The organism is Bradyrhizobium sp. SZCCHNPS1003 (assembly GCF_032381555.1).
Lineage (GTDB): Bacteria > Pseudomonadota > Alphaproteobacteria > Rhizobiales > Xanthobacteraceae > Bradyrhizobium.
In genome coordinates, this window is record NZ_JAUHIU010000008.1 from 93,439 (window position 1) to 108,023 (window position 14,585).

Here is a 14,585-nt window from a genome sequence, read left to right on the forward strand (position 1 = left end):
TTGATGTATACGAATGGATATAGCTCGGCGTCGACACTGGCCCATGCGTCGGAACGGGACTTGCAATTCACCGAAACGAACCCGCCTCGGTGGATATGAACAAGGACAATGCGATGAGATCGACACGCTCCCTCACCGCCGCTCTGTGCGCGGCGGCCATTCTTCTGACCTGCGCGACTGCGTTCGCCGGCAGCGCCAACGTCGCCGTGGCCGCCAACTTCACCGAGCCCGCCAAGGAGATCGCGGCGCTGTTCAAGGCCAAGACCGGGCACGAACTGGTGATGAGCTTCGGCGCGTCCGGACAGTTCTACACCCAGATCAAGGAGAACGCGCCGTTCGCGATCCTGCTCTCCGCCGACGACGAACGGCCGAAGAAGCTGGTCGACGAGGGCCTCGGCGTCGCCGGGAGCCGTTTCACCTACGCCATCGGCAAGCTCGTGCTGTGGAGCAAGGACCCCAACGCGGTGAAAGGCGAGGAAACGCTGAAGGCGAACGCGTTCAACAAGCTGTCGATCGCCAATCCCACCGCCGCGCCCTATGGCGCCGCCGCGGTCGAGACGCTGAAGGCGCTGAAGCTCTATGAGACGATCCAGCCCAAGATCGTCCAGGGCAACACGATCTCGCAGGCGTACCAATTCGTCGACACCGGCAATGCCGAGCTCGGCTTCGTCGCGCTGTCGCAGCTGATGCCGAACGCCGGCGGCTCGCGCTGGCTGGTGCCGCAGAATCTCTACGGCGAGATCCGCCAGGATGCCGTGCTGCTGAAGGCGTCCGCCGGCAACGAGGCGGCCACCGCATTCCTGGCCTTCCTCAAGACCCCGGCAGCCCGTGCGGTCATCGAAAAGTTCGGCTATGCTCTGGATCCGAAGTCGGGCACCTGAGCATTCGGATTCATGAACCTCCACGTCTCCGCCGATATCTGGCAACCGATCCGGCTGACGCTCGAACTGGCAGCGCTCGCGACGATCGTCCTGATGATCGTGGGCACGCCGATCGCATGGTGGCTGGCGCGGTCGCGGGCGTGGTGGAAGGAGGCGGTCGCGGCACTGGTGGCGATCCCACTGGTGCTGCCGCCGACGGTTCTCGGATTCTACCTGCTGGTCGTGCTCGGCCCCAGCGGTCCGGGCGGCGCTCTGGCTTCGCTCTGGGGCGCGCGCACGCTGGCCTTCACTTTTCCGGGCCTGGTGATCGGCTCGGTCCTGTTCTCGATGCCGTTCGTCGTCCAGCCGATCCGCAACGCCTTCGAGGCCATGGGCGAAAAGCCGCTGGAAGCGGCCGCCACTCTGCGCGCCTCACCCTGGCGCGTATTCTGGACCATCGCGGTGCCGCTGGCGAGCCCCGGATTTCTCACCGGCGCCATCCTCGGCTTCGCCCATACCGTCGGTGAGTTCGGCGTCGTGCTGATGATCGGCGGCAACATTCCCGGCAAGACCAAGGTGCTCTCGGTTGCGATCTACGACTATGTCGAGACCTCGCAATGGACCGAGGCCTCCGTGCTGGCGCTCGGCATGGTCGTGTTCTCGTTCTGCGTCATTCTGACGATGATGCTGATCGAGAAGAAGATGACGCGCAGCACGTCATGAGCACGGTCAGGGTCAATTTCCACGGCACGCTCGGTCGCTTCGAGCTGAACGCGCGCTTCGAGGTTCCGGCGCGCGGCGTGACCGCGATCTTCGGTCCGTCCGGTTGCGGCAAGACCGCGGTCATGCGCTGCATTGCCGGCCTCAACCATCTCGCCGGCGGGCTGTGCTCCGTCGCCGGCGAGGTCTGGCAGGACGAAAAGCATTTTCGTCCCGTGCATCAGCGTCCGATCGGCTACGTCTTCCAGGAAGCCAATCTGTTTCCGCACCTCTCGGTCCGCCGCAACCTGATGTACGGCCATCCCGGCTCGAGCAGCGCAGCCGCGATCGGCTTCGACGAGGTCGTCGCGCTGCTCGGCCTTGGACGGCTGCTCGACCGCTCGCCGCGCCACCTGTCCGGCGGCGAGCGGCAGCGCGTCGCGATCGGCCGCGCGCTGCTCAGCCAACCGAAGCTGCTGCTGATGGACGAGCCGCTGTCGGCGCTCGACCAGATGACCAAGGATGAGATCCTGCCGTATCTGGAGCGGCTGCACGCCGCCCTCGACCTGCCGATCCTCTATATCAGCCACGACCTCGCTGAGGTCGAGCGGCTTGCCGATCAGCTGGTGCTGATGCGCAATGGCGCGGTCCTGGCTTCGGGCCCCTTGTCCGTGCTGCAGGCCGACCTGTCGCTGCCGCTCGCGCTGTCGCGCGACGCCGCCGTGAGCCTCGACGCCACCGTCACCGCCCAGGATACGGCCGATGGCATGGCGACACTCGAAGTCCCCGGCGGCCAGTTCCTGCTCCCGGCCGAGCCCCTCACGCCGGGGGCGCGCCGCCGCCTGCGCGTGCTCGCTGACGACGTGAGTCTCGCGCTGGAAACGCCGAGCCGCAGCACCATCGTCAACGTGCTCCGCGCCAGAATACTCGAGATCCGCAGCCAGTCGGACCACCGCGTCACGGCCTTGCTCGGACTCGGCGAGGATGGTCACGGCGCGCGGCTGCTGACGCGTGTCACCCAGCGCTCGTGGAATGAGCTCGGCCTGCGGGCGGGGCTTGCGGTCTATGCCCAGGTCAAGGGTGTCGCGCTCGTCCGCCGCGAAGAGCCTATCGCCTGAATCCAAACACCTGGCCTTCGGCAACATCGCGCGATGTTGCATACGTGACAATAGCACCCCTCATGTTATATCGTAAACAATATAACTTCGGATGAGACAAAGCGGCAGGCGCTTTGATTTCGTCAATGCAATGAACGAGTTGAGCGGCAGGACATCGTCTGGCCCGGTGCTTGCTACCTGGATCTCGCAACAAGAGGTCATCAGCATGAAAGCCGCCGTCACCTGGCATCCGAACGCACCCAAGCCGCTTGCGCTGGTGCTGGGCACCAACGAGATCGCCTCCGCCGTCGCGGCCAAGCTCAATCATGCCCGCTTCGCGGTCGTACTATGCCATGACGCCTTCCCGCCGGTGATCCGGCGCGGCATGGCCTTCCATGATGTCCTGTTCGGCGAGACGCGCGACCTCGACGGCGTGATCGGCTCCCGCGCCGAGAGCATCGCCGATGTCGTGCGGATTCACCGTGAGCCAGACCAGGCCGCCGTGACCGGGATGCATCTGACCGACATCATCGCCTTCCGCTATCCGGCCGTCATCGTCGACGCCCGCATGCAAAAGCATCTGATGACGCCGGATCTGCGCGGCGTCGCCGGTATCGCCGTCGGCATCGGGCCGCGTTTCGCGATCGCGCACAATTGCGACGTCGCGATTGAGACTCATCCCCGCGAGACCGGCACGATCTTGGCCCATGGCACGACGCGCAATGCGGACGGCAAGGCACGCGATCTCGGCGGCGCCGGCCGCGAGCGTTTCGTCTATTCGGACCAGGAGGCCGTCTGGCACACCCCGCTCGACATCGGCACCCGGGTCTACAAGGGCCTGCAGCTCGGCTCGCTCGGCGGCACGCCGGTGCTCGCACCGCTCGACGGCGCGCTGCGCGGCATCGCCCGCGACGGCGTACGCGTGCCGGCCAACGTCAAGCTGCTCGAGATCGATCCGCGCGGCCGTCAAGCCGCCTGGACCGGCATGGACGAGCGCGGACAGGCTATCGCGGCGAGCGTCGTCGCGGCCCTTCACCAGATCATGCAAACCGGTCGGAAGGCGGGCCGCGTCTCCGCCAACGTATGAGGAGGACTGCCATGGGTGTCGCTGACGTCGGGACTTGTCAGATCGTGGCGCTGCAGGGCGCAGCGTCCAGCGTGATCCAGGAGATGCTCGGCGATTTCGCCAAGCGGCTCTCGGAGAATGGCCTGCGTGTCTCCGGCGTGATCGAGAGCAGCGCCGACAAGGCCAGGCCGTGCAAGGCCATGATGCTGCGCAGCCTCGACGATGGCCGCGTGTTCGCGATCTCTCAGGATCTCGGCCCGGAGTCGCAGGCCTGCAATCTCGACCCGGAGGGCCTCGTGCTCGCCTGCGCCGCCGTGCAGCAGTCGATCTCGCGGGGCACCGACATCGTGATCCTCAGCAAGTTCGGCAAGCAGGAAGCGGCAGGAGGTGGCCTTGCCGATGCCTTCGGCTCCGCCATCGCAGCCGGCCTCCCGGTCATCACGGCGGTCTCACCGGCGATGATGGACGCGTGGACGCGCTTTGCCGGCGCGTTCGCCGAGCACGTTGACGCCGATATCGCGCACCGGCCGGGCTGGATCGAGGCGCGGTACAGCCGCTGGGTGACATCGCGAGCCACCCGTGACATGGTTGGCTCTCAACGCGAGCGGATCGGAATGGGATGAAGCGCGAAGCTCAGGTCGCATTGACCATCAACTTCGGCAATGGCGGCAGCCTGTGCCCGGAGGATCTGCTGCTGATCGATATCATCCGGAGGGAGCGCTCGATCCTCGGCGCCGCGCGCGCGAGCGGCATCTCCTACCGCAAATGCTGGCTGATGGTCGATGCGCTCAACCGCACCTTCGAGACGCCGGTGTTCGAGACACATCCGGGGCGCCGGGGCGGCGGCGCGGAGATCACGCCGTTCGGCGAGCGGCTGATCGCGCTGTACCGCTCGATGGAGCGGCGCACGCGCACCGCAACGGCTGCCGCACTCAGCGAGCTGCAGAAGGCTACGGATCCCCGCTATCAGAAGCGGGCCAGCGGCGCGGCCGAGGCAGCTCCGAAGGCCGAACCGCGCCGGGTCCGATCGCGACGCTCTTGATCATCGCCCAGGCGGACAGATCCGGCTCCAGCGCCAGCCGCTCGACCGACTCCAGCGTCACCAGCGCATGCAGCCTGGTCGCGCCGAGATCGAAGGTAACCCGTACGTAAGGCGGCTCGAGCGGCAGGATCTGCTCGATCCGGCCCGGCAGCCGGTTGGTGATCGACACGTCCATCGGCCGCGACAGCGCGATCGAGACGTCGCGGGCCTCGATGGTCACCGAGACGCCGGCGTCGATCGCCGCGTCCACCATCGGCACGCGCAACTCGCCATCGGCAAAGAACAGCGTCGACATGCCATATTGCGGATCATGGCGCAGCACGCGCGCGGGAACCGTCGTGCTGAGAACGACGGACGAGGCTGAAGACGATGCAGACTGGCCGGTCATCGCGCAGCAGCCTCCACGGCCTCAAGGCCGGTCGTGATCATACAGCACGCGAACGCGGATCGTGCCTTCCACCGCGCGCAGCTCCGACAGCAGCGCCTCGCCCTCGCCGCCGACCACGTCGGTTTCGAGCACGACATAGCCGACCTCGGGATCGGTCTGAAGATATTGCGCGAGGATGTTGATGTTGTGCCGCGCCACCGCCTCGTTGACCTGGCGCAGTACGCCCGGCACGTTGCGGTGGACATGGATGAAGCGCGTGCCGGTCGGGCGCGCCGGCAATTGTACCTGCGGGAAGTTGACGGCGCCAAAAGTCGAACCGACGTCGGAATAGTCGATCAGCTTGCGCGCGACCTCGCCACCAATTCGGTCCTGCGCCTCTTCGGTGGAGCCGCCGACATGCGGGGTCAGGATCACGTTGGGCAGGCCCTGCAGCGGCGAGACGAACGGATCGGCGTTCGATGCCGGCTCCGCCGGGAACACGTCGACCGCGGCGCCGGCGAGCTTGCCCTCGCGCAGCGCGCTGGCCAGCGCTTCGATGTCGACCACGGTGCCGCGCGAATTGTTGATCAGATAGGCCCCGTCCTTCATGTGACGGATCTGGCGCTCGCCGATCATGTTGGCGGTCGCCGGCGTCTCCGGCACGTGCAGCGACACGACGTCGCTCATCGCCAGCAGCTCATCAAGGCTCTCGACCGGCTCGGTGTTGCCGTGGCGGAGCTTGTCGGTGAGATCGAAGAAGATCACCCGCATGCCCATGGCCTCGGCGAGGTTCGACAGCTGCGAGCCGATGTTGCCATAGCCGATGATGCCGAGCGTCTTGCCGCGCACCTCTCGGCTGCCATTGGCCGACTTGTCCCAGCCGCCGGCATGCGCCGACACCGAGCGCGGGAAGATTCGGCGCATCAGCATCACGACTTCGGCGATCGTCAGCTCGGCGACGCTGCGGGTGTTCGAATAGGGCGCATTGAACACGGGAATGCCGAGCCGCTTCGCGGCATCGAGATCGACCTGGTTGGTGCCGACGGAGAAGCAGCCGACCACCATCAGCCGGTCGGCGGCCTGCAGCACGTCGGCGGTGAGATGCGTGCGCGAGCGAATGCCCAGCATGTGCACGCCCGACAGCATACGCTTCAACTCCGCCGAACCGAGCGCCTTCGGCAGCCGTTCGATTTCCGTATAGCCATTGGCCTCGAACATGCGGACGGCCGAGTCGTTCACGCCCTCTAGGAGCAGAACGCGGATCTTTTGCTTGGGCAGCGATAGCGGCATGGGCCTGGCCTGATTCAGTCGTGGATGTGGCGTAGTGTAGCGGTTGTTACAGTCGCGATGCGTTGAAACTTGGTGAATGCGACGCGGTAGGAACGCTTTCTGTCGCTTTCCCAGGGTCTTGTCCACTCCGCACCGGCATTTTGACCGGCGATGCAAAATCAGCGCCTGGCATACCTTCCGCACCGCGCGGCCTGCACTGCAACAACCGGAGATCGCTGTTTTGTCTGCTGACAAACCATGCGAGCAGAGCTAGCCTTTCTTCCAATCACAAAATCATCGGGAGGTCAGCATGTCAGACGGGGTTGTCGAGACACGCGCGTCGGAGGCGTCGGGCCGTGAAACGCAGACGGTCGATGTCGCCGTCGTGGGTGCCGGATTTGCGGGGCTGTACCTGCTGCACCGCCTGCGCGAGGCTGGCTTCTCGACCGTGACGCTGGACACCGCAAACGACGTCGGCGGCACCTGGTACTGGAACCGGTATCCCGGCGCGCGCTGCGACATCCAGACCGTCGACTACAGCTACACCTTCGATCCCGAGCTCGAGAAGGCCTGGCAATGGTCGGAGAAATACGCCACCCAGCCGGAGATCCTGCGCTATCTCGGCTTCGTCGCCGACCGCTACGATCTGCGCCGCGACATCCGCTTCGGCACCCGCGTCCTCGGCGCCTCCTGGGATGATGCCAAGGAGCGCTGGCTGCTGACGACCGACAAGGGCCCCGCCGTCTCCTGCCGCCACTACATCATGGCGACCGGCTGCCTGTCGCAGCCGAAGCCGCCGGAAATCGACGGTGTGCACGACTTCAAGGGCGAGATCTACTTCACCAGCCGCTGGCCGCATGACGGCGTCGACCTCCGCGGCAAGCGCGTGGCCGTGATCGGCACCGGCTCCTCCGGCATCCAGTCGATCCCGCTCATCGCCGAGCAGGCAGCGCAGCTCACGGTGTTCCAGCGCACGCCGAACTTCGCACTGCCTGCGCATAATGGTCCGCTCCCGGCCGATCGCGCCGCGCAGCTCGCAGAGGATCGCAACGGGCTGCGCCAGCAGGCGCGCTGGTCGATGACCGGCGTGCCGATCCCGCCGGCCACCGAGTTCAGCTGGCAGATGAGCGAGGCCGAGCGCCGCGAGCGCTTCGAGAAGCTGTGGGCCTCTGGCGACCTCGTCGGCATGCTGACGCAGCTCTGGGCCGACCAGGGCGTCGACCCCGACGGCAACGCGCTGCTCGCCGATCTCATCCGCGAGAAGATCCACGAGATCGTCAAGGATCCCGAGACCGCTGCTGCGCTCACGCCCCATGACCATCCGTTCGGCGCCAAACGCCCCTGCCTCGACACCAACTACTATCAGACGTTCAATCGCCCCAATGTCACGCTGGTCAATCTGCGCCAGGAGCCGATCACATCCATCACCGCTGATGGCATCAAGACCGACAGGCGCAGCTTCGACATCGACGTCATCGTGTTCGCGACCGGCTTCGACGCCATGACCGGTGCGATCCGCGCCGTGCATCCGATCACCGGGCGCGGCGGCAAATCACTTGAGGATGTCTGGGCCAACGGACCGCAAACCTATCTCGGACTCACGATCGCGGACTTTCCCAATCTGTTTCTGATCACGGGTCCCGGCAGCCCGTCAGTGCTGTCGAACATGGCGGTCTCGATCGAGCAGCATGTCGACTGGGTGGTCGACCGTCTCATCACCCTTCGCGAGGACGGCTTCACCACCATTGAGCCCACGGAGACCGCGCAGGCCGGCTGGGCCCGCCACATGGCAGACTGCGCGACCGTGACGCTGCACCGGCTCGCCAACACCTGGTACACCGGCGCCAACGTGCCGGGCAAGCCGCAGACGCTGATGCCTTACACCGGCGGCGTCGGCCCCTATCGCGGCATCTGCAACGAAATCGTCAGCCGCGGCATGCTCGGCTTCAAGCTGTCAGGTCCGAACGGCGCGTCCCAATGCAATGACGGCGAGATCGTGCGGCTGCAGCCGGATGTCAGGCTGGTGCTGAACATGCTGGCCGAGATGAACTTGCCGCCGATCGAATCGATGGGCGCCGCTGGCGCCCGCGAATTTGTTGCGCAGTTCAACGCGACGAGGCCGCCTGGACGTCCCGTTGGCGAAGTCAAGGATGGCACATTGCAGGGCGCCGACGGTCCCCTGCCCTATCGGTTCTATCGTCCGGCGACGCCCGGCCCGCATCCGATCGTGGTGTACTTTCATGGCGGCGGCTGGGTCCTCGGCGACGAGCAGTCGGACGATCCGTTCTGCCGCGACATGTGCCGCCGCTCCAACATGATTTTCGTCAGCGTGAACTATCGCCATGCGCCCGAGCAACGCTTCCCGGCGGCGACTGAGGACGGCTATGCGGCGACGCGCTGGGTGGCCGAGCACGCCGCCGAGCTCGGCGGACGCGAGGGACCGGTGCTGGTGGCAGGCTGGAGCGCCGGCGGCAACATCGCGGCGGTCACCTGCCAGCTCGCGCGAGATCGCGGCGGGCCTGATATCGGCGGCCAGCTGCTGCTGTGCCCGGCCACCGACTGCAGCTTCGATCGTCCGTCCTACACGGAGAATGCGACCGGCTACTTCCTGACGCGGTCGCTGATGTACTGGTTCTGGGACATCTACTGCTCGCCGGCGGATCGCACCGATCCGCGCGCATCGCCGTTGCGGGGCAAGCTGCAGGGCCTGCCGCCGGCCTACATCGTCACCTGCGAGTTCGATCCGCTGCGCGACGAGGGGATTGCCTATGCGGAAGCCCTCGCCGCCGCGGGCGTGCCGGTCGGACAGCTCAAGGCGCACGGCCACTTCCATTCGTCGTTCATGATGGTCGACGTCGTCATCACCGGCGTCGGCGGCCGCATGCGGATGGCGGAGGCGCTGCAGGCGTTCACCCAGTCTGCGGAAGAAGGCGAATCGCTGGAGATCAACGCCGCCGCGAGCTGACCAGCGGAGGCTGCGGCCGAGCAGTATCGCAACGGCCCGCAGCCTTGCGGGCCGTTGCTGCGACGCGCAGCTTGCGTCGGATCGCCCACGCTGTCACCGAGACGACGAGCCACGCCGTCGCTGCGGCGACGAAGGCGGTCGCGACGCTTAGCTGAACCAGCATGGAGAATACGGCCGCGAACGCCAGCATGCCGAGGCTGCCGAGCACCGCGCCTACGGTGTCGAGCGCAGCCGCTTCGCGTCCGCGCCGCTCGCCGAAGAATCCCTGTTGGCGCTTGCGCCTGATCTCGTGCGCCTCGATCAGGGTGACGCTGGCGCAGAAGATGGCGGGCAATGCCAGGAAGAGGCCGCCGATCGCAGGACCGAAGGTCTTGGCAATGAGCCCCGTGGCGACTGTCGCGGCGCCGCCCAGCGCGAAGCGGATGACGTATTCGTGCCACTTGCCGTCCTTCAGCGCCGAGGGCGAGATGCGGATCAGCATCACGCGCCTCCGGAGAAGACCGCCTGGAGTCCGAGCGCCGCCACCAGCCAGACGACCGTCGCGAGCAGGCTCGCAGTCAACGCGCGCAGATGCAGCCGCATCAGCAGTTGGCACACGATCATGCTGTAGAGACAGAGCGCGACGGCGCCGAACATCATCGAACGGCTCTGGACCGCCGCGTAGGCGGCGTCATGTGTGACGATCGCAATGCCAAGCGTCGCCAGCGCAACCGAGGGCGCGGCTCCGAACAATCCGGCAAAGCTCTTCGGACGCAGCACGTCGCCAATCATCGCGAATGCCGAAACGATGACGCCGCCGATCAGGAAGCGGATGACGTATTCGGTCATGTCCGGCTTGCTCCCGGTGGTTGGTAGCCGGTCCACGGGCGCAAGCTGCGCTCGAGGGCAGCGCCGAGCATGAATCCGACAACGACGTCGCTGGCCCAATGCGCAAGCAGCATCACGCGCGTGATGCTGAGCCCGACGGCAGCACTCCTCACCGCAATCCTTGCGCGTGCCGGCAGCGGACCGGCGGCGAAGTAGAGCGCACCCATGTGCAGCGCATGTCCCGAGGGAAAGGCGTCCTGTGCATGGCCGGACGGCGCCACGCCGTGGAGATGGCCGCGCAAGGTGGTGCGATCCGGCCGGGTCTGATCGAAGATCGCCTTCAAGGCATGCGGCAGAGCCGAAGCCGCAACCGTGACCAGCAATGCATGAGTGGTCGTCGCGCGAACGCGGCTGCTTTGGCCGCGCGTCACCAGCCAAGCCACCGATGTCAGGGCCAACCACACCTTCTCGTCCGCACCCCACGCGAGGCCGCGTGCGAGCTTTTGCAGCCACGGCTCCGTGGTTCGTGCAGCTACGTCCGCAATGATGCGGTCCGCCTTGGTCGGCTCGACGTGGATGGCCGTGGCGGAACTTTGCTTGCGAAAGGGCACCGAAATTGCCGGTGTGATCTTCTTCCCGATGGCGCGGATCATGGCACTTGCGAAGGACGAACAATATGTTCACCTACAACGCCGAGCCCTCACAACGGGTTTCGGGAACAGTCACGAAACTGTCACGAGTTACCAGCTCGAATAGCCTCGTCATACGCCTCGACCGAGGCTCGAGCTGTCTCCCGCACATCGCTCGCGCTCATGCCCGGCTTGTACAGGCTCGAGCCGAGACCGAAGGCGCACACGCCGACGGCGACGTAGGAGGCGAGCGTCTTGTCCGACACACCGCCGACGGCGCCGACCACGACGCCTTTCGGCAGGACTGCAAGTTGCGCTGCAATCCCCGACGGACCGAGCACTGACGCCGGAAAGTATTTCAGGGCCGAGGCGCCGCAATGCAAAGCCAGAAAGGCCTCGGTCGGCGTGAAGACCCCGGGCATGGTCACCATGTCATAGGCCTGCGCCGTCGCCAGCACTTCGACGTCGACGTTCGGGCTGACCATCAGGCGCCCGCCGGCCTCCGCAACGCGCACGCAATCCGCGGCATTGACGACCGTTCCTGCGCCGATCAGGCAGTCCTTGCCGAACCGAGATGCCAGACGCTCGATCGAGACGAACGGTTCCGGCGAGTTGAGAGGAACCTCGATCAGCTCGAAACCGGCTTCGATCAGGACATCGACGATGGCCTCGGACTCGTCGGGTTTGATACCGCGCAGGATCGCAACGAGCGACCGCTTCACATGCGGCCAGGCGACGGACTGTGTCATTTCAGAAACGCGCTCCCCAGATCTGCCGCGCGGCCTTGAGCAGGCCGCGGCGTGACGCCTGTTCGGCATCGCATTCATTCACGTCGAAACCAGCAGCGGCCAGCGCCTCGCGATAGAGGCGACCGAGCCGGCCCGCTCCGATCAACCGGAGTGGAAGCTCGGCGCCGAACCGCGCGCGCGCATCGGCGATTTCGCTGCCGATCAGAATCCCGGAGAGCCTTGCAGTTCCATCGGACCGCCGCTCGAAGCCGAGGAGCTGCGCCGCGCGCAGCCGGAACAGCGCGTTCGTCAGTGCCGTCGGCGCAGCCAGGGCCGCCGCGAGGCTCTCGCGGAACGCCGTGTCGTGCTCGACGGTCGAGGCTTCCGGTTCGACGGCATGCATGAGGATGCTATGCTGAGAGACCACCGCGAACAGCTCACCGGTCATGTAGGTGGCGAAGTCGATCACCACGCCGGCATCGATCTGGATCCATTTGCTGTGGGTGCCCGGAATGCAGACGATCCCGGTGAATTCCGGCTCGGTGACGCCGAGCAGCTGGGTTTCCTCGCCGCGCATCACGTCCGGCCGGTCCGCGCGAACCTGCGCCAGTCCCGGCAGAATTCTGACGTCGCGGTCGGCGTCGACACTGATCGCTCCGGCATACAGCGCATCCAGACGGGTGGGCGTGTGCAGATACGGCGCCTCGACCCAGCCTTGCCGCGCGCCGGCCATGCCGCAGATCAGCACCGGAACATCGGCCGGTGCGCCAAGCTTCGCCAGATGATCACGCAGCACCGGCGCGAAGCCTGATGTCGCGCAATGCAGCATGCCCTCGCCACCACGGCTCTCGGCAAGCTCCGTCCCGTCTCCGGCCATAAGCCAGGCACGGAAACTGGAGGTTCCCCAGTCGACGGCGACAAAGGCCGGCCTTGCTGACGAATAGACGGCGGTCACATCCTGCTCCCGAACACTTCCACATCTGGCAATGGCACGCCGGGCGGGCCACGCAAACAACAAATTGCATCGTGCACGATTATGCACGTTGTTATTCTTGTTCATGCATGGTAGCAAGCGGCATGTCAGACCTTCCACTGGCGCGCCGCGACCAGATCGCCGGCCGCCTCTCTGCGGGGCAAGCGGTCATCGCGACCGCCCTCGCCGACGAATTCGGCGTCTCCGAGGATGCGATCCGGCGCGATCTTCGCGCGCTTGCCGCCGAAGGACGCTGCCGCCGCGTGTATGGCGGCGCATTGCCGATCGTCGGCGGCATGGCACCGATGGCGGCGCGTATCGGGCAAGATCGCGAACGCAAGCTGGCGCTCGCCCGGTCGGCCGCCCGCAGCATCGCGCGTGGGGAGTTTCTCTTCCTCGATAGTGGCAGCACCAATCTCGCCCTCGCTGAAGTCCTGCCCGATGATTTCGATCTCACCGTCGCGACCAACGCCATCGACATTGCCGCAACCGTGCTGCATCGGCAGGACCTGCAGTTGATCGTGATCGGCGGCTCCGTTCACCCCGCAGTCGGCGGCTGTGTCGACGCCGACGCCATCATGCAGGTGCAGCGCTTGAACATCGACCGCTGCTTCATCGGCGCCTGCGCTGTATCGGCGCAAGGCGGCATCAGCGCGGTTGATCCGACTGACGCAACGTTCAAGCGAACGCTGCTGTCGCTGAGCCGCGTAAGCGTCGCAATGGTCACCAACGACAAGCTCGAGACCCGAGCCCCCCACCGTATCGCCGGCGCCAAGACGATCAGCCAGCTCACCGTCGAGCATGATGCGCCGGCGGCCCGACTCGCCCTGCTCAGACGGGCGGGAGCTACCATCATGACCGCCACCCCGCCCGGATGACGGCGCCTTCGGAGTTTCAGGAATCTTCCAGATGAGTTCGGATCACCGCGCGGCGCGGCTCGCGACACGCCTGGCCTTTTTCGTCGCCGGCTTCGGCATCGCCTGCTGGGCGCCGCTGGTGCCGTTCGCCAAGCAGCGGCTGGGGGTCGACGATGCGACGCTCGGGCTGCTGCTGCTCTCGCTCGGCGTGGGCTCGGTCGCATCGATGTTGGCGGCAGGTCTCCTGAGCGCCCGCTACGGCAGCAAGCCCGTCGTCATCGTCAGCGGCATCGCCTTGAGCATGCTGCTGCCCCCGCTGACGATCGCCTCAACGCCAGCCACGCTCGGGCTTGCGCTGTTCGCCTTTGGCGCGGCGCTCGGCTCGCTCGACGTCGCCGTGAACATCCAGGCGATCGACGTCGAGCGGCTGAGCGAGCGTCCGCTGATGTCCGGCTTCCACGCGCAGTTCAGCATCGGCGGCTTCGCAGGCTCCGGCGTCATGACTGCGCTGCTCGCGTTCGATGTCGCGCCGCTGCTCGGCACGCTCGCCTGCTGTGCGCTCGCCCTGGCCGCGATGACCGTGGCTGCCCCACGACTGATAGCGAGCAAACCGGCGCAATCGGGCCCTCTGCTCGTGCTTCCTCACGGCGCAGTGCTGCTGCTGGCGGCGCTCGCCGCGATCATGTTCCTGGTCGAGGGTGCGATGCTCGACTGGAGCGCGCTGTTGCTCGCCGGGTCGGGCCGCCTGCCGGCCGCGCAAGCCGGGCTGGGCTACATCATGTTCTCGATCGCAATGACCGCCGGGCGTCTCGTCGGCGATGCCGTGGTTGCACGGATCGGCGATCGCGCGACATTGCTGGGGGGCAGCGTCATCGCGATCACCGGCTTCGTCGTGCTGCTCGCGGTTCCCTGGATTGTTGCTGCCATGGCCGGCTTCGCGCTGATCGGCTTGGGTGCATCGAACCTGGTCCCGGTGCTGTTCCGCCGGGCCGGCGCGCAGACAGCGATGCCGGTCGGGCTGGCCGTCGCCGCCGTCACCACCGCCGGCTACTCCGGCGTACTGCTTGGGCCCGCCGGCATCGGCTTCGTCGCCGCGGCCACCAGCCTGCCGGCCGCGTTCTGGATGTTGGCCGCACTGCTCGTCATTGTGCTGCTGAGCGCACCACGCGTCGTAGCTGCGCCAAATTAGGAACGAGCCCGGTGCTTGGCTTTGATACGCATCTCAT

General features: G+C 66.4%; 16 protein-coding genes. 9 read left to right on the forward strand and 7 right to left on the reverse strand.

The features are described from left to right. The first annotated feature begins 113 nt into the window (after positions 1–113). The 6 genes from modA (at position 114) to QX126_RS14750 (ending at position 4,764) form a co-directional block, all read left to right on the forward strand. Positions 114–881, forward strand: coding sequence for a molybdate ABC transporter substrate-binding protein (gene modA, locus QX126_RS14725; protein ID WP_315772031.1), 768 nt, complete (start codon positions 114–116; stop codon positions 879–881). Positions 882–893: 12 nt separating this feature from the next. Beyond that, positions 894–1,583 carry a molybdate ABC transporter permease subunit gene (modB, locus tag QX126_RS14730; RefSeq protein ID WP_315772029.1) on the forward strand — a complete coding sequence of 230 codons (690 nt, stop codon included), beginning with the start codon at positions 894–896 and terminating at the stop codon, positions 1,581–1,583. Beyond that, positions 1,580–2,677: a molybdenum ABC transporter ATP-binding protein gene (modC, locus tag QX126_RS14735; RefSeq protein ID WP_315738520.1), complete on the forward strand. Its 1,098-nt coding sequence runs from the start codon at positions 1,580–1,582 to the stop codon at positions 2,675–2,677. The genes modB and modC overlap by 4 nt, the downstream gene beginning before the upstream one ends. Positions 2,678–2,882: 205 nt before the next feature. Further along, on the forward strand, positions 2,883–3,743 hold the full coding sequence (locus QX126_RS14740; RefSeq protein ID WP_315781865.1) for a xanthine dehydrogenase: 861 nt from the start codon (positions 2,883–2,885) through the stop codon (positions 3,741–3,743). 11 nt (positions 3,744–3,754) lie between these two features. Continuing rightward, positions 3,755–4,345, forward strand: coding sequence for a DUF2478 domain-containing protein (locus QX126_RS14745; RefSeq protein WP_315781867.1), 591 nt, complete (start codon positions 3,755–3,757; stop codon positions 4,343–4,345). Next, positions 4,342–4,764, forward strand: a complete 423-nt coding sequence (locus QX126_RS14750; protein ID WP_315776017.1) for a LysR family transcriptional regulator — start codon at positions 4,342–4,344, stop codon at positions 4,762–4,764. The genes QX126_RS14745 and QX126_RS14750 overlap by 4 nt, the downstream gene beginning before the upstream one ends. Here QX126_RS14750 and QX126_RS14755 read toward each other — a convergent pair. Beyond that, entirely contained in the window at positions 4,673–5,152 is a 480-nt protein-coding gene (locus QX126_RS14755; protein ID WP_315738524.1) for a TOBE domain-containing protein, read from the reverse strand. The genes QX126_RS14750 and QX126_RS14755 overlap by 92 nt on opposite strands. 21 nt (positions 5,153–5,173) lie before the next feature. Next, positions 5,174–6,421 (reverse strand): phosphoglycerate dehydrogenase, encoded by a 1,248-nt coding sequence (gene serA, locus QX126_RS14760; protein WP_315738525.1) that lies wholly within the window; start codon positions 6,419–6,421, stop codon positions 5,174–5,176. Positions 6,422–6,710: 289 nt separating this feature from the next. Between serA and QX126_RS14765 the strand changes: the two genes are divergently transcribed. After that, the gene (locus tag QX126_RS14765) at positions 6,711–9,365 is read left to right on the forward strand and encodes a flavin-containing monooxygenase (RefSeq protein ID WP_315781869.1); all 2,655 of its coding nucleotides are present in this window, start codon (positions 6,711–6,713) and stop codon (positions 9,363–9,365) included. Here QX126_RS14765 and QX126_RS14770 read toward each other — a convergent pair. The 5 genes from QX126_RS14770 to QX126_RS14790 all read right to left on the reverse strand — a co-directional run bounded on the left by QX126_RS14770 (position 9,346) and on the right by QX126_RS14790 (position 12,484). Then, positions 9,346–9,846 carry a DUF3147 family protein gene (locus QX126_RS14770; RefSeq protein ID WP_315781870.1) on the reverse strand — a complete coding sequence of 167 codons (501 nt, stop codon included), beginning with the start codon at positions 9,844–9,846 and terminating at the stop codon, positions 9,346–9,348. The two genes, QX126_RS14765 and QX126_RS14770, sit on opposite strands and share 20 nt — an antisense overlap. Beyond that, positions 9,846–10,193, reverse strand: a complete 348-nt coding sequence (locus QX126_RS14775) for a DUF3147 family protein (RefSeq protein ID WP_315781871.1) — start codon at positions 10,191–10,193, stop codon at positions 9,846–9,848. Before QX126_RS14775 ends, QX126_RS14770 begins: the two co-directional genes overlap by 1 nt. Next, positions 10,190–10,825 (reverse strand): phosphatase PAP2 family protein, encoded by a 636-nt coding sequence (locus QX126_RS14780; protein ID WP_315781873.1) that lies wholly within the window; start codon positions 10,823–10,825, stop codon positions 10,190–10,192. The genes QX126_RS14775 and QX126_RS14780 overlap by 4 nt, the downstream gene beginning before the upstream one ends. Before the next feature lie 80 nt (positions 10,826–10,905). Beyond that, positions 10,906–11,550 (reverse strand): 2-dehydro-3-deoxy-6-phosphogalactonate aldolase, encoded by a 645-nt coding sequence (locus QX126_RS14785; RefSeq protein ID WP_315781875.1) that lies wholly within the window; start codon positions 11,548–11,550, stop codon positions 10,906–10,908. Position 11,551: 1 nt separating this feature from the next. Beyond that, positions 11,552–12,484 (reverse strand): 2-dehydro-3-deoxygalactonokinase, encoded by a 933-nt coding sequence (locus QX126_RS14790; RefSeq protein ID WP_315782105.1) that lies wholly within the window; start codon positions 12,482–12,484, stop codon positions 11,552–11,554. A gap of 122 nt (positions 12,485–12,606) precedes the next feature. On the opposite strand from QX126_RS14790, the gene QX126_RS14795 reads away from it, so the two are divergent. Both QX126_RS14795 and QX126_RS14800 read left to right on the forward strand, forming a co-directional pair. Then, a complete protein-coding gene (locus QX126_RS14795; protein WP_315781877.1) occupies positions 12,607–13,380 on the forward strand; it encodes a DeoR/GlpR family DNA-binding transcription regulator in 774 nt (257 codons plus the stop codon). Between the two features lie 31 nt (positions 13,381–13,411). Next, complete coding sequence (locus QX126_RS14800) at positions 13,412–14,548, forward strand: MFS transporter (RefSeq protein WP_315781879.1); 1,137 nt, start codon at positions 13,412–13,414, stop codon at positions 14,546–14,548. Positions 14,549–14,585: the final 37 nt, after the last annotated feature.

Excerpts from the sequence above, each read along its gene's own strand:
- modC (WP_315738520.1), top strand. The coding sequence starts at position 1,580 with ATGAGCACGGTCAGGGTCAATTTCCACGGCACGCTCGGTCGCTTCGAG.
- QX126_RS14740 (WP_315781865.1), top strand. The coding sequence starts at position 2,883 with ATGAAAGCCGCCGTCACCTGGCATCCGAACGCACCCAAGCCGCTTGCG.
- QX126_RS14785 (WP_315781875.1), bottom strand. The coding sequence starts at position 11,550 with ATGACACAGTCCGTCGCCTGGCCGCATGTGAAGCGGTCGCTCGTTGCG.
- QX126_RS14765 (WP_315781869.1), top strand. The coding sequence starts at position 6,711 with ATGTCAGACGGGGTTGTCGAGACACGCGCGTCGGAGGCGTCGGGCCGT.
- QX126_RS14755 (WP_315738524.1), bottom strand. The coding sequence starts at position 5,152 with ATGACCGGCCAGTCTGCATCGTCTTCAGCCTCGTCCGTCGTTCTCAGC.
- modB (WP_315772029.1), top strand. The coding sequence starts at position 894 with ATGAACCTCCACGTCTCCGCCGATATCTGGCAACCGATCCGGCTGACG.
- QX126_RS14750 (WP_315776017.1), top strand. The coding sequence starts at position 4,342 with ATGAAGCGCGAAGCTCAGGTCGCATTGACCATCAACTTCGGCAATGGC.
- QX126_RS14800 (WP_315781879.1), top strand. The coding sequence starts at position 13,412 with ATGAGTTCGGATCACCGCGCGGCGCGGCTCGCGACACGCCTGGCCTTT.
- QX126_RS14770 (WP_315781870.1), bottom strand. The coding sequence starts at position 9,846 with ATGCTGATCCGCATCTCGCCCTCGGCGCTGAAGGACGGCAAGTGGCAC.
- QX126_RS14795 (WP_315781877.1), top strand. The coding sequence starts at position 12,607 with ATGTCAGACCTTCCACTGGCGCGCCGCGACCAGATCGCCGGCCGCCTC.
- modA (WP_315772031.1), top strand. The coding sequence starts at position 114 with ATGAGATCGACACGCTCCCTCACCGCCGCTCTGTGCGCGGCGGCCATT.
- QX126_RS14775 (WP_315781871.1), bottom strand. The coding sequence starts at position 10,193 with ATGACCGAATACGTCATCCGCTTCCTGATCGGCGGCGTCATCGTTTCG.
- QX126_RS14780 (WP_315781873.1), bottom strand. The coding sequence starts at position 10,825 with ATGATCCGCGCCATCGGGAAGAAGATCACACCGGCAATTTCGGTGCCC.
- QX126_RS14745 (WP_315781867.1), top strand. The coding sequence starts at position 3,755 with ATGGGTGTCGCTGACGTCGGGACTTGTCAGATCGTGGCGCTGCAGGGC.
- serA (WP_315738525.1), bottom strand. The coding sequence starts at position 6,421 with ATGCCGCTATCGCTGCCCAAGCAAAAGATCCGCGTTCTGCTCCTAGAG.